This window comes from Embleya sp. NPDC008237 (assembly GCF_042956465.1).
Taxonomy (GTDB): Bacteria; Actinomycetota; Actinomycetes; order Streptomycetales; family Streptomycetaceae; genus Embleya.
The window spans coordinates 425,223-437,468 of record NZ_JBIBGL010000008.1; the positions used below are offsets into that span (position 1 = coordinate 425,223).

The following is a 12,246-nucleotide window of genomic DNA, read 5'->3' on the forward strand; positions in this document are numbered from 1 at the left end:
CGGACTCGCATGTGCAGTAGGGAAGGCCGTCGGGCAAGGAGACGACAGAATGCGGTTCGAGGGCTTCGCGGCGGCTCGACTGCCGGCCTTGCCGCGCTATGCCGCACTGCCGTGCGGGGATCGGGAGTTGGCGCGAGACCTCGTCCAGGAAGCCCTGACGAAGGCACTCGTGCGCTGGAAACGCATCGGTTCCCTCGACCGACCGGACGCCTACGTCCGCACGAGGGTCACCAACGAGTTCCTGCCCCTGCGCCGACGCAAGGCCGTGCGCACGGTGGCGCCGACCTACCAGGCCGATGTTCTCCTCGATGGCCTTCGGAAACTGCGCGGCCCCGAACACCTGGACAACTCCGCCGAACTGAAAGCCACATCCGGACGGGACGGCCGTACTCCCTTGCCGGGCACGGGAGTTACGCCCACATCCGATATCAGCCGACGCCCGGTGTCAGCCCACCTCCGGCGTCAGCCCGCCGCCGCCACCCAGGCGTCCAACTCCGCCACGTACCCGTCCCGCAGGTCTTCCGGCAGCCACGCGATCGCGAACGCGTTGTACTCGAAGCGGGCCACCTCGGCCCGGCTCAGGCCCAGGACGGCCTGGGTGCGTTCGAGGTTCTCCTGCACGTAGGCGTCCATGTACGCCGGGTCGTCCGAGTTGATCGTGACCAGGATGCCCTCGTCCAGCATCCGCCGGATCTCCTGCTCCTTGATCCCGTCCACCACGAAGGAGTTGGAGACCGGACACACCGTCAGACCGAGCCCGCGTTCCTTGATCGCCGCGACCAGCTTCGGGTCCTCCAGGGCGTTGGAGCCGTGGTCGATCCGGTCCACACCGATGTCCTCGATCGCCTGACGGATGTGCTCGACGCTGTTCTCCTGGTCGACGTCGCAGTGCATGGTGAGCCGGAAGCCCTCGGCCCGGGCCCGCGCGTACACCGCGGCGAACTTGGCCGGCGGGTTGCCGCGCTCGTCGGAGTCGAGCCCGATGCCCACGATCCACTCCCGGTACGCCAGCGACTGCACCAGCGTGGCCATCGCGTACTCGGCCTGGAAGTCGCGCAGGAAGCACATGATCAACTGGGCCCGGATGCCCAGTTCGCGGCGCGCGTCCCCGATCGCCCGGGTGAGCCCGCGTACGACCACGTCGAACGGCACGCCGCGTCCGGTGTGCGCCTGCGGGTCGAAGAACATCTCCACGTACCGCACGTTCTGCGCGGCGGCCTTGCGCAGGTACGCCATGGCCAGGTCGTAGAAGTCCGGCTCGTGCACGAGGACCTGCATGCCCTCGTAGTAGACCGTCAGGAAGGACGCAAGGCTGTCGAACCGATACGAGGCACGCATCTCCTCGACCGAGGAGTACGGCAGTTCGATCCCGTTGCGCTCGGCCAGCGCGAACTTCAGCTCGGGCTCCAGCGTGCCCTCGATGTGCAGATGCAGCTCGCACATGGGCAGTCCGGCGATGAAGTCGCGCATGTCGCGGGCGTCTTGCATGGGAGCAGTCCTCCGAAGTCGTAGGGAGTCGTGGTGATGGTGCGCCCGTCGAGCCAAGCACACCACCACTGCGCGCGCACCACACCGACACCAGGTGCGCGTCCCGCCCGCCCCTACTACGCACGCGTCATGCGGGTCCGGGCGGCACGCCCGCACCCGCACGCCCGCACCCGTGTCACGCCGCGGGCGCGATCCGCACCATGCCGTTGATGATCCGGTCCATCGCGTCGCCGCCGCGCGGGTCGGTCAGGTTGGCCAGCATCTTGAGCACGAACTTCATCAGCATCGGGTGCGGCAGGCCGTGCTTGGTGGCGAAGTTCATCACCCGCGGGTCGCCGATCAGCTTCACGAACACCCGACCGAGCGTGTAGTAACCGCCGTAGGTCTGCTTGAGGATGCGCGGATAGTCGTGCAACGCGCGCTCGCGGCCCTCGGGCGTGAGTCGGGCCACCGCCTGGGTGATCACCTGGGCTGCGATCTCGCCGGACTCCATCGCGTAGGCGATGCCCTCGCCGTTGAACGGGTTGACCATCCCGCCCGCGTCGCCGACCAGCAACAGGCCCTTGGTGTAGTGCGGTTGGCGGTTGAAGCCCATCGGGAGCGCGGCGCCCCGGATCGGGCCCTCCTGGTTCTCGTCGGTGTAGCCCCACTCCTCGGGCATCCCCGCGACCCAGCCCTTGAGCAGGTCGCGGTAGTCGATGTCCTTGAACGCGGAGGAGGTGTTCAGCAGGCCCAGGCCCACGTTCGAGGTGCCGTCGCCCATGCCGAACACCCAGCCGTAGCCGGGCAGCAGCTTCTCCTGGCCGTCGCGCCGGTCCCACAGCTCCAGCCACGACTCCAGGTAGTCGTCGTCGCTGCGCGGGGACTTGAAGTAGGTGCGCACCGCGACGCCCATCGGGCGGTCCTCGCGGCGGTGCAGGCCCATCGCGAGCGAGAGCCGGGTCGAGTTGCCGTCGGCGGCGACCACGATCGGCGCGCGGAAGACGGTCTCCTCCTTGGCGCCGTTCATCCGCACGTTGACGCCGACGATCCGGCCGGTGCGGTCGTCCAGGATCGGACCGGTGACGTTGGCGCGTTCGTACAGCTTGGCACCGGCGGAGGCCGCCTGGCGGGCCAGGATCTCGTCGAAGTCGGCCCGCTTGCGGACCAGGCCGTGCGCGGGGTAGCTGGCCAGGTCGGGCCAGTCCAGTTCCAGGCGCATGCCGCCGCCGAGGATCCGCAGACCCTTGTTCGGCAGCCAACCGGCCTCGACCGAGGTGTCCACGCCCATCGCGATCAGCTGCTTGGTGGCGCGCGGGGTGAGCCCGTCGCCGCAGACCTTCTCCCGGGGGAACTCGGTCTTCTCCAGCAGGATCACGCTGACGCCGGACTTGGCCAGGTGATACGCCGTGGTCGATCCGGCCGGACCGGCCCCGACCACGATGACGTCGGCCTCATGCGTCGAGTCGGCGCGCTTGGTGGTTGTGACGGGCGCTTGGTCGGTCACGGACGACTCCCCTGGAAGTCTCTGCGGCAGTACCGAAACCGGGACGGTTCCGGCCGGACAAGTCTATGAGGAGCGGGTGGGCGGCCGGCCCGTGGCCACTCGCCGGGCACGGAACGGCCCGTGGCTCACTCGCACGGTCGGAAACCCCGGTGCAGCGCGACGACCCCGCCGGTGAGGTTGCGCCAGGCCGGGTGCGCCCAGCCCGCCTTGCCGACCAGCGCCGCCAGGCCCGCCTGATCGGGCCACGCGCGGATCGACTCGGCCAGGTAGACGTACGCGTCGGGGTTGCTGCTGACCGCGGTGGCCACCGCCGGCAGCGCGCGCATCAGATACTCCACGTACACGGTCTCGAACGGGCGCCAGGTGGGCCGGCTGAACTCGCAGACCACCAGTCGCCCGCCCGGTCGGGTCACCCGCAACATCTCGCGCAGCGCGCCCTCGGTGTCGCTGACGTTGCGCAGGCCGAACGAGATGGTCACCGCGTCGAACGTGGCGTCCTTGAACGGAAGCCTGGTCGCGTCGCCCGCGGTGAAGGGCAACTCCGGGTGCTTGCGCTTGCCCTCGCGCAGCATGCCCACGGAGAAGTCGCACGGCACCACCTCCGCGCCCGCGTCCCGGAAGGGCAGCGAGGAGGTGCCGGTGCCGGCCGCGAGGTCGAGTACACGCTCTCCCGGGCGGGCGTCCACGGCGCGCGCGACGGCCTTGCGCCAGGACCGGTCCTGGCCCATCGACAGCACGGTGTTGGTCAGGTCGTAGCGCGCCGCGACCGCGTCGAACATCGACGCGACTTCACGCGGTTGCTTGTCCAGGGAGGCTCGGGTCACCCGGCCATCATCTCGCGCCCGGACCCGCCGCCGGGCCCAGGGGGCACGCAACGCACCGGGCGGGTCGCGTACCGCATGCGACCCGCCCGGTGTGCGCCGTGTCGGCGCGGTGCGCTCATCGACGCCCGACGCCACCGCCGACGCCACGCTTGTTGGCTCCGACACCGCCGCCGACGCGGCCGATGCGGGCACCGATGCCCACGCCACCACCGCCGCCGCCGGTGCGACGGCCTCGCCGACGACGCGGCGTCATGGCATGGACGATGGAGCGAATTCGGGTACCGACGGACATGGTGTGCCTCCTCAATCATCCCGAGCAGGCAGGGCCCGGGTCGGAAAGGTGAGTTCTGCGACCGTGTCGTTCCGACCAGGCGCCTGCCCGGGGTTCGCCCGGCTATGCGTGGTCGTGCAAAAACGATCGTGCGCCCGGTCGGCGCACGGCCCGCGGACCCGCCGCCGGTCGACCCGACACCTCGCCCCGCGGACCCGTCACCCCGCCGCCCCTCGACCCGCCGTCAGCGCCGATGCACGAGCCGCCCGCCGAGCACCGTGGCCACGCACGACCCGGTGCCGTGCGCCAGCAGCGCCGCGTACGGGTCGCCCTGCGTCGGCACGTCGAACACCGCGAGGTCGGCAAGGCCGCCCGGGCGCAGCGTGCCGGCGCCGTCGAGGCCGCCCATCGCCGCCGCGCCGCCGACCGTGACCGCCTCGACCAGGCGCCGGTCCAGGTCGTCCGAGCGGTAGCCCTGCCGGATCGCCAGTTCCCGGGCCGCCGCCGCCTCTTCCCACATGTCCAGGGACGGCGAGGAGGCGAGCGAGTCGGTGCCCAGCGCGAGCGGCGCGCCCTCGGCCAGGTAGTCGGCGACCGCCGGCTCCCCCGCCGCCAGGATCGTGTTGGAGCGCACGCACAGCGCGACCGCCGTGCCCTGTTCGCGCAGCAGCGCGCGATCGTCGGCGGCCAGGTGCACGCCGTGCGCGACGTGGACGTCGGGGCCCAGCCCGTCGAACCCGGCCAGGTAGGCTGCCGGGCCGCCGCCGCTGCCGCCGTCGAGCAGTTCCAGGGCCATCCCGGAGGCCCGGTTCAGTTCGGCGAACCGACCGGTGCCGTGCCGGATGAACTCGGCCTCGTGCGCGGTCTCCGCCAGGTGCGGGTGCAGCCGCAGCCCGCGCTCGCGCGCGATCGCGACGCACTCCTTGAACACCGCCGTGCCGACCGTGAACGGGGTGTGCGGCGACACGCCCAACACCCGCCCGCCGCTCGCCCCGTCCAGCGTGTCCAGGAAGGCCGCCCGCCGCCCGCCGGCCCACATCGCGTCGTCCGCGATCACCTCGACGTAGCTGATCCCGCGCAGCCCCGACCGGCCCACCGGCACGAGCACGCACGGGTCGGTGACCACGTCCGCCACCGCCGTGGTCCCCGACCGCAACATGTGGTGCACCCCGCGGCGCGCGCTCTCCTGCCACATCACCTCGGAGAAGTCGGCCCGCCGCTCGATCAACGTGCGAATCCACTCCGGGAAGGCCAGCCCGGACAGCGCGAGATCCCCGAAGTCGGTGTACTGCAGATGCGCGTGCGCATTCACCAGCCCCGGCATCAGCACCCCGCGCCACACCCGCTCACGGGCGCCCGCGGAGCCCAACTCGCCCCGCGGGCCCACCGCGACGATCCGCCCGTCCTCCACGAGCACGGCGCCGTCGCGAATGGGCTCCGCATCGACCATCGACAGGACAACGGGCGCAACATGCAGCGTCGAAGACATGCGCCCATCATCCCAAGCCGGTTTCAGCGGGCGTCGACGACCTCGAGTCCGGTGCGGGCGGTGCCGCCGGCGAGGGCCGTGGAGGAGAAGTGCGAGATCACCTTGTCGTCGACCGGGTCGTTCGCCGGGTCGTCGTGCACGATCAGGTGGTTGTACGTGGTGTCGCGCTGGGCCGGGATCCGGCCGGCGGCGCGGATCAGGTGCAGCAGCTCCATCCGGTTGGAGCGGTGCTTGGCGCCCGCGGAGGAGACCACGTTCTCCTCCAGCATGACCGAGCCCAGGTCGTCCGCGCCGTAGTGCAGGGTGAGCTGACCGGCCTCCTTGCCCGTGGTCAGCCACGAGCCCTGGATGTGCGCGACGTTGTGCAGGAACAGGCGGGCCACCGCGATCAGGCGCAGGTATTCGAGCAGGGTGGCCTGCGTCTGGCCCTTCAGGTGGTTGTTCTCCGGCTGGTAGGTGTACGGGATGAAGGCCCGGAAACCGCCCGTGCGGTCCTGCACGTCGCGGATCATCCGCAGGTGCTCGATCCGCTCGGCGTTGGTCTCGCCGGTGCCCATCAGCATCGTCGAGGTGGACTCCACGCCCAGCCCGTGCGCGGTCTCCATGATCTCCAGCCAGCGTTCGCCGGACTCCTTGAGCGGCGCGATCGCCTTGCGCGGGCGCTCCGGGAGCAGCTCCGCGCCGGCGCCCGCGAACGAGTCCAGGCCGGCCGCGTGGATGCGCGTGATGGCCTCCTCGATGCCCACTCCGGAGACCTTGGCCATGTGCGCGACCTCGGAGGCCCCGAGCGAGTGGATGACCAGCTGCGGGAACTCGGCCTTGATCGCGGCGAACGAGCGCTCGTAGTACTCGACGCCGAAGTCGGGGTGGTGCCCGCCCTGGAACATGATCTGCGTACCGCCGAGTTCGACCGTCTCCGCGCACCGGCGCAGGATGTCGTCGATCTCCCGGACCCAGCCCTTCTCACTCTTGGGCGGAGCGTAGAACGCGCAGAACTTGCACGCGGTGACGCACACGTTCGTGTAGTTGATGTTGCGCTCGATGATGTACGTCGCGATGTCGACGGTGTCCGCGTAGCGCATGCGCCGCGCGGCGTCGGCGGCCCGGCCGAGCGCATGCAGCGGGGCGTGCACGTACAGGGCGAGTGCCTCGTCGGGCGTGATCCGCCCACCGCCGGCGGCCCGGTCCAGGACCGGCTGGAGATCGCTGATCACGGGGAAGCCTCCGCATGGAACGAATACGAGTGGAACGGGTGCGCGTACGACGAGTGCGCGTCGAGCGAACGAGCGCCCAGCGCGTGGGCGCGGCACGAATGCTCGTGAACGAGCCTATCCGGCGCGCTCACGAAACCTGCGGGGCGTCGAGCAGCCGCACCCGCACGTCGGCCGGATACCCGGTGTCGTGCGCGGTGCGCCGGGCGAACTCGGCCATCCCCCGCAGGTGTCGCTCGCCGAGCGAGTAGTCCAACGCCTCGGTGTAGTAGCGCTCCAGCGTGGCCGCGTCGAACGCCTCCCACCGGGCCACGTGCTCGCAGACCTTGTCCACCTCCTGCATGCACAGGTCGCGCGACTCCAGGAAGGCCTGGTGCACGGCGTGCACCTCGGCCGGATACGCCTCCAGGAAGTCGCGACGCGCGGCCCACACCGCGAACACGAACGGCAGCCCGGTCCACTGCTTCCACTCGTACGCGAGGTCGTAGACCAGCAGGCCCAGCCGCGGCGCGTCGTACAGCGTCGCGCGCAGTGCGACGTCGCCGATCACCACCGCGGCGTCCGCCTCCTGCATCATCAGGCCCAGGTCCGGCGCCGAGGTGAAGAACTCGGGCCGCACGCCGTACTTCTCCTCCAGCAACAACCGGGCCAGTCGAACCCCGGTGCGACTTTGCGAACCGAGCGCGACCCGCGCACCGTCGAGTCGGTCGATCGGCACCTGGCTGACCAGCATCACCGACATCACCGGTCCGTCGGCGGCCACCGCGATGTCCGGGAGCACCACCAGGTCGTCCGCGTGGCGCAGGTACTCGACCACGCTGATCGGCGCGATGTCGAGGTCGCCGCGCACCAGGGCGTCGTTGAGGTTGTCCGGAGTGTCCTTGGTCAGGTCCAGATCCACCAACGAGCCCGTGCGGGCCAGGCCCCAGTAGATGGGCAGGCAATTGAGGTACTGGATATGGCCTACCCGGGGTCGCCGGCGGCCGGCTTGCGGCGCGTTGTCCACAGTGTCCATCCCCGCAGGCTATGCCCGGGTGTGTGGAGCGCCCTTACCGACCCGGGCCGACGTGCGGATCACCGGTACCGAGCCGGGACGCTGTCACCGAACAGGTACAACACCGCACGCGGGGCAGTGGCAGCGGTGTACGGGTGAGATTCTCGGGTGCCGGGCCGATTCCACGGCGGTTCGACCACGGCGGTTCGACTACAACGACGGAGGAAGCGCGATGCACTCGTCCCCGGGCTCGTATCCGGGCCAGGGTGGCGGCTACCCGCCCCCGCCCCCGCCCTATGCGTCCACGCCCGCCCCGCCACCCGCCTACACCCCGGGCGGTCCGTACCAGCCGGGCGGTCCGGGCGGCGGCTCCCACAACCCTCCGCCTCGACCGCCCTCGCGTCCCGCTTACGGCGCGCTGCGCGGCACCGTCGCCGGGATCAGCCTGGTGCTGGCGGTGCTGCTGACGATCCCGGCGCTGTCCGCGCTGTGGCTGCGCTGGGAGGTGGTCTCCGAGCAGGGGTTCACCGACAACGCGGTCGCGCTGATCGACGAGCCGGCGATCCGCAGCGAGGTCGCCCGGCTGATGACGGACGAGGTGATCAAGCAACTCCCGCCGGGCGTACGCGGCCAGGTGCCGCGCGGCGTGGTGCAGAGCGCGGTGGCCGAGGAGATCGGCAAGCCCTCGTTCAAGGCGGTCTGGAAGGACGGCATCGCCACCGCGCACGACGTGGTGATGTCGTCCATCCTCGGCCGGGACAGCAAGAACGTCACGACGGACGGCGACCGGGTGGTGGTCAACCTCAAGAGCCCGCTCGACGCGATCGTGCCCCGGTTGAACCAGGCCGGGATCCCGGTGTCGAAGGCGGCGCTGCCCACCAGCATCCCGATCGACCTGGCCCAACTGCCGCACGCCTCCGAGGCCGAGCAGGGCCGGGACGCGTTCCGTGCCGTCGACGACGCGGGCAGGTGGCTGCCGATTCTGACCGTCGTGCTGCTGCTGGTCGGCCTGGCGGTCGCGGTGAACCGGTTCCGCGCGCTGATCATGACCGGCGTCGGCCTCTTCCTCACCAGCGGCCTGCTGCTGCTCCTGGTCTCCGCCGCGAGCGGGCCGGTCGCCGACGACCTGGCCACCCGCAACACGCTGAACCGGGACGGCATCGAGGCCGTCTACGACGTGTTCACCGACTCGCTGACCACGATGTCCTGGTCGGTGTTCGCAGCCTCGATCGTCGCGATCGTGCTGGGCACGGTCGGCCTGAGCCTGCGCGGCCGCCGACGCTGACGGCTGCGCCGAGCAGCGGGCCGCGGCCGACGAGCCGCGAGAGGCACGGCCCCGGACGGCATCGCCTCGGACCGCGCGACCCTGCCGCGCTCTCACACAGTTGCGCACCGTGCACACAAAAGGGCGGGCCCGGGGTGATCCGGTCCCGCCCTTCGTGCGTATCCTCGGCGCCGCCGGCCCGGAAGCCCACCCGGACCCACCCCGGACCCACCAGGGGCCGGGGCTCATTCCAACGCCCGGCCGGGTTTCACTCCAGGTTGCGCGTGGATGTGTCCTCGTCGTCCTGCTCGATGTGGATGTCGTCCACGGAGATGTCCACCTCGACCACCTCCAGGCCGGTCATCCGCTCGATCGACTCGATCACGTGTTCGCGCACCGCCGCGGCGACCTCGGCGATCGGTGCGCCGTACTCCACCACCAGGCTCAGGTCGACCGCGCACTGCTTCTCGCCGACCTCGACGCTGACTCCGCGGGCCACGTCCGGACGACCGCCCGGCACCGCCTTGCGCATCGCGGCGAAGGCCCGGGAGACCCCGGTGCCGAGCGCGTACACGCCCGGGATCTCGCGCGCCGCCAGCCCGGCGACCTTGGCCACCACTCCGTCGGCGATCGAGGTCCGCCCTCGGTCCGTGGCCAGAGCGGTGACCTCGGTGAGATGTCCGGAACCGGACGTCGATCGCTCGGTCCGCTCCGGACGGGCGGTGGTGGTCGTGTCGGGTGTGCGGACGGGTGAGTCTGCCATGGCTGGAACCTCGTCTTTCGCCGCTTCGTGAGAGGTGGGGGCTCCCCTCACATGAGGTGTGACCCCTTCCCGATCGATTCGTCACGCAATCCGGGCGAATTAATCCGATCGGCCGCGAAAGTGAACTGGAACATGTTTCATTTCACTGCCGGCCAACCGTTCAGGAGGCTTGCTCCTGCGCATCGGAACCGCTTGTGATGGGACCCGTACACCCCGTCCAAGGAGGAAACACTGTGGAGCGGTTCCAGGATCGGCGCATCATCGTCACCGGTGGCGGTTCGGGCATAGGCCAGGCCACGGTGCTGCGGCTGCTGAGCGAGGCGGGCACGGTACACGCGGCGGACGTCAACGCCGACGGGCTGGAGAAGACCCGCGCGATGGCTGCGGAGAAGGGCGTGGACGCCCGGCTGAGCACAGGCGTCCTGGACGTCTCCGACGAGGACGCGGTCGGCGCCGGCGTGGCCGAGGTGGTCGAGCGCCTGGGCGGCCTGGACGTGCTGGTGAACGCGGCGGGGATCCTGCGCGCCGGACACACCCACACGTTCCCGCTCGACAAGTGGAACCAGATCATCACCGTCAACCTGACGGGCACGTTCCTGATGACCCGCGCCGCGCTGCCCCCGCTCCTGGAGACCGGCAACGGCGTCGTCATCAACTTCAGTTCCACGTCGGCGAGCTTCGCCCACCCGTACATGGCGGCCTACGCGGCCAGCAAGGGCGCGATCGACGCGTTCACCCACGCGATCGCCCTCGAATACAGCCGCCAGGGCCTGCGCGCGGTCAACGTCGCCCCCGGCAGCATCTCCAGCGGCATCGTCGACGACACCCCCAACCAGGTCCCCGACGACGCCGACTGGGAACTCTTCGGCAAGCTGATGCCGATCATCGGCGAGGGCATGGCCCACCCCGACGTCATCGCCGGCATGATCGCCGCCCTCGCCTCCGACGACGGCAAATTCGTCACCGGCACATCCCTCCGCATAGACGGCGGCACCCACGCCTGACCCACCCCGCCGGCCGAGCCACCCCAGCCCGGCCGGCGGCCCAACCCCACCCATCAACCAGCCCGACCGGCGCTTGAGGCCAAATCAGCCCCGCCGGCGCTTGAGGCGAACCCAGCCCGGCCGGCGCATGAGGCCAAACAGCCCCGCCGGCGCATGAGGCGAACCCAGCCCGGCCGGCGCATGAGGCCACCCAGCCCCGCCGGCGCATGAGGCGAACCAGCCCGGCCGGCGCATGAGGCCACCCAGCCCCGCCGGCGCTTGAGGCGAACCAAAGACGACAGAGGGCGCCGTACCGGTCACCCAGCACAGCGCCCACCGAAGCTTCAAGCTCAGCCGTGGTTGATGCAGACGTTCCCGAACGCCGGGTTCACCAAACCGACCACGTTGATGCTGTTGCCGCACAGGTTCACCGGAATGTGCACCGGAACCTGGATGTTGTTGCCCGAGGCGACACCCGGCGAGCCGACGGCAGCGCCGTCCGCCTCGGAGCTGGCGTTTGCAGCACCCATGCCCGCGGCAAGGATGCCACCGGCTGCGGCGGTGATGATGGCCGCCTTCTTGACCGTGTTCATTCTTCCTCCATGTCACAGTGCCGCACGAACGGATGCGGCACGTGGGACAACGAAGCCCGCGACGATGAGCAACGCGCCACCGTCCGGTTGGCCGCCGATTCACCCCTGCGGGGAAGCACGCTTGCGCCGTACGCCGGTGGCAGGCGCCCGCGCACCACCCGCGCCACGAGCCCGCCCGACCCGCCCGAGCCGGACCGGACCGACCCGACCGACCCCGCCCCGACGATCGACGCCCCGCAAAGCCGAGGCTTCGCGGGGCGTGGGGGACGAAGGGGTCTGCGTACGGTCTGCGGAGGTCGAGGCCGCGCCCGGTCGACCGGGGCACGAACCGTCGGGACGTCAGGCGTCCTCGTCGTCCTCGTCGTCGTCCTCGGGCAGGTACTCGGCGCCCTCGGACTGCCAGCCCGCCTCGCTCAGTTCCGTGCCGGCGATGTCCTCGACGAGGCTGAACGGGTCGATCAGGTACGAGACCGACTCGGCCAGGTCGCTCTCGATGGCGGCGGTCGCGTCGGCCCGGTCGCCCGGTGACAGCTCATCGTCCGCCTTGACGCTGTCCAGCGCCGCGGCCCGCAGCGCGTCGGCGTCGGTGACCTCCAGCACGATTTCGAGGTTGAGCCGGATGTAGCGGGTCGTGGTGTCCGAGGAAGTCGCGTTTTCCATGAGCGCGAGCCTACGGGCCCGCGACCGGCCGCCGGCGCGCTGACGCGCCGCGCGCTCAGCGGTGGCCGTAGGTCACCGCGGTGAACATCAGCGCCCCGAACACGACGGAGAATCCGAGAATGTAGATCGCGATCCGGATCCACATCCCGTTCGCCCGGCTCTTCTCGCTCTCCATCACGGCGAACTCCTCAGACTTGAACGGGCTCGGCCCCGGGCCGGC

Annotated in this window: 13 protein-coding genes and 1 pseudogene; 3 read left to right on the forward strand and 11 right to left on the reverse strand. The window is 70.8% G+C overall.

All coding sequences use genetic code 11. The annotated features are described in order from the left end of the window. Positions 1-49 precede the first annotated feature (49 nt). Positions 50-253, forward strand: a pseudogene (locus ACFZBU_RS23035) (sigma factor); the annotation flags it as partial. A gap of 209 nt (positions 254-462) precedes the next feature. Here the strand turns inward: ACFZBU_RS23035 and add are convergent. The 7 genes from add to ACFZBU_RS23070 form a co-directional block, all read right to left on the reverse strand. Beyond that, entirely contained in the window at positions 463-1,488 is a 1,026-nt protein-coding gene (gene add / locus ACFZBU_RS23040; protein ID WP_391585471.1) for an adenosine deaminase, read from the reverse strand. 175 nt (positions 1,489-1,663) lie between these two features. Further along, positions 1,664-3,004 (reverse strand): geranylgeranyl reductase family protein, encoded by a 1,341-nt coding sequence (locus ACFZBU_RS23045; protein ID WP_391585539.1) that lies wholly within the window; start codon positions 3,002-3,004, stop codon positions 1,664-1,666. Positions 3,005-3,099: 95 nt separating this feature from the next. Continuing rightward, positions 3,100-3,798: a demethylmenaquinone methyltransferase gene (locus ACFZBU_RS23050; RefSeq protein ID WP_391585472.1), complete on the reverse strand. Its 699-nt coding sequence runs from the start codon at positions 3,796-3,798 to the stop codon at positions 3,100-3,102. A 115-nt stretch (positions 3,799-3,913) separates the two neighbouring features. Continuing rightward, positions 3,914-4,090: a hypothetical protein gene (locus ACFZBU_RS23055; RefSeq protein ID WP_391585473.1), complete on the reverse strand. Its 177-nt coding sequence runs from the start codon at positions 4,088-4,090 to the stop codon at positions 3,914-3,916. Between the two features lie 223 nt (positions 4,091-4,313). Beyond that, entirely contained in the window at positions 4,314-5,558 is a 1,245-nt protein-coding gene (locus tag ACFZBU_RS23060) for an amidohydrolase family protein (RefSeq protein WP_391585474.1), read from the reverse strand. Positions 5,559-5,581: 23 nt separating this feature from the next. Further along, positions 5,582-6,772 (reverse strand): cyclic dehypoxanthinyl futalosine synthase, encoded by a 1,191-nt coding sequence (gene mqnC / locus ACFZBU_RS23065; protein ID WP_391585475.1) that lies wholly within the window; start codon positions 6,770-6,772, stop codon positions 5,582-5,584. Between the two features lie 127 nt (positions 6,773-6,899). Further along, the gene (locus ACFZBU_RS23070) at positions 6,900-7,784 is read right to left on the reverse strand and encodes a menaquinone biosynthetic enzyme MqnA/MqnD family protein (protein WP_391585476.1); all 885 of its coding nucleotides are present in this window, start codon (positions 7,782-7,784) and stop codon (positions 6,900-6,902) included. A gap of 211 nt (positions 7,785-7,995) precedes the next feature. On the opposite strand from ACFZBU_RS23070, the gene ACFZBU_RS23075 reads away from it, so the two are divergent. Next, complete coding sequence (locus tag ACFZBU_RS23075; RefSeq protein ID WP_391585477.1) at positions 7,996-9,048, forward strand: hypothetical protein; 1,053 nt, start codon at positions 7,996-7,998, stop codon at positions 9,046-9,048. A gap of 247 nt (positions 9,049-9,295) precedes the next feature. Here the strand turns inward: ACFZBU_RS23075 and ACFZBU_RS23080 are convergent, their stop codons facing one another. Next, entirely contained in the window at positions 9,296-9,790 is a 495-nt protein-coding gene (locus ACFZBU_RS23080; protein ID WP_391585478.1) for an Asp23/Gls24 family envelope stress response protein, read from the reverse strand. Positions 9,791-10,023: 233 nt separating this feature from the next. Between ACFZBU_RS23080 and ACFZBU_RS23085 the strand changes: the two genes are divergently transcribed. Further along, the gene (locus ACFZBU_RS23085; protein ID WP_391585479.1) at positions 10,024-10,794 is read left to right on the forward strand and encodes an SDR family NAD(P)-dependent oxidoreductase; all 771 of its coding nucleotides are present in this window, start codon (positions 10,024-10,026) and stop codon (positions 10,792-10,794) included. Between the two features lie 329 nt (positions 10,795-11,123). Here the strand turns inward: ACFZBU_RS23085 and ACFZBU_RS23090 are convergent, their stop codons facing one another. The 3 genes from ACFZBU_RS23090 to ACFZBU_RS23100 form a co-directional block, all read right to left on the reverse strand. Next, a complete protein-coding gene (locus tag ACFZBU_RS23090) occupies positions 11,124-11,366 on the reverse strand; it encodes a chaplin (RefSeq protein WP_391585480.1) in 243 nt (80 codons plus the stop codon). Between the two features lie 339 nt (positions 11,367-11,705). After that, positions 11,706-12,026 carry a hypothetical protein gene (locus tag ACFZBU_RS23095; RefSeq protein ID WP_391585481.1) on the reverse strand — a complete coding sequence of 107 codons (321 nt, stop codon included), beginning with the start codon at positions 12,024-12,026 and terminating at the stop codon, positions 11,706-11,708. A 55-nt stretch (positions 12,027-12,081) separates the two neighbouring features. After that, a complete protein-coding gene (locus ACFZBU_RS23100; RefSeq protein ID WP_391585482.1) occupies positions 12,082-12,204 on the reverse strand; it encodes a hypothetical protein in 123 nt (40 codons plus the stop codon). Between the last annotated feature and the right edge of the window lie 42 nt (positions 12,205-12,246).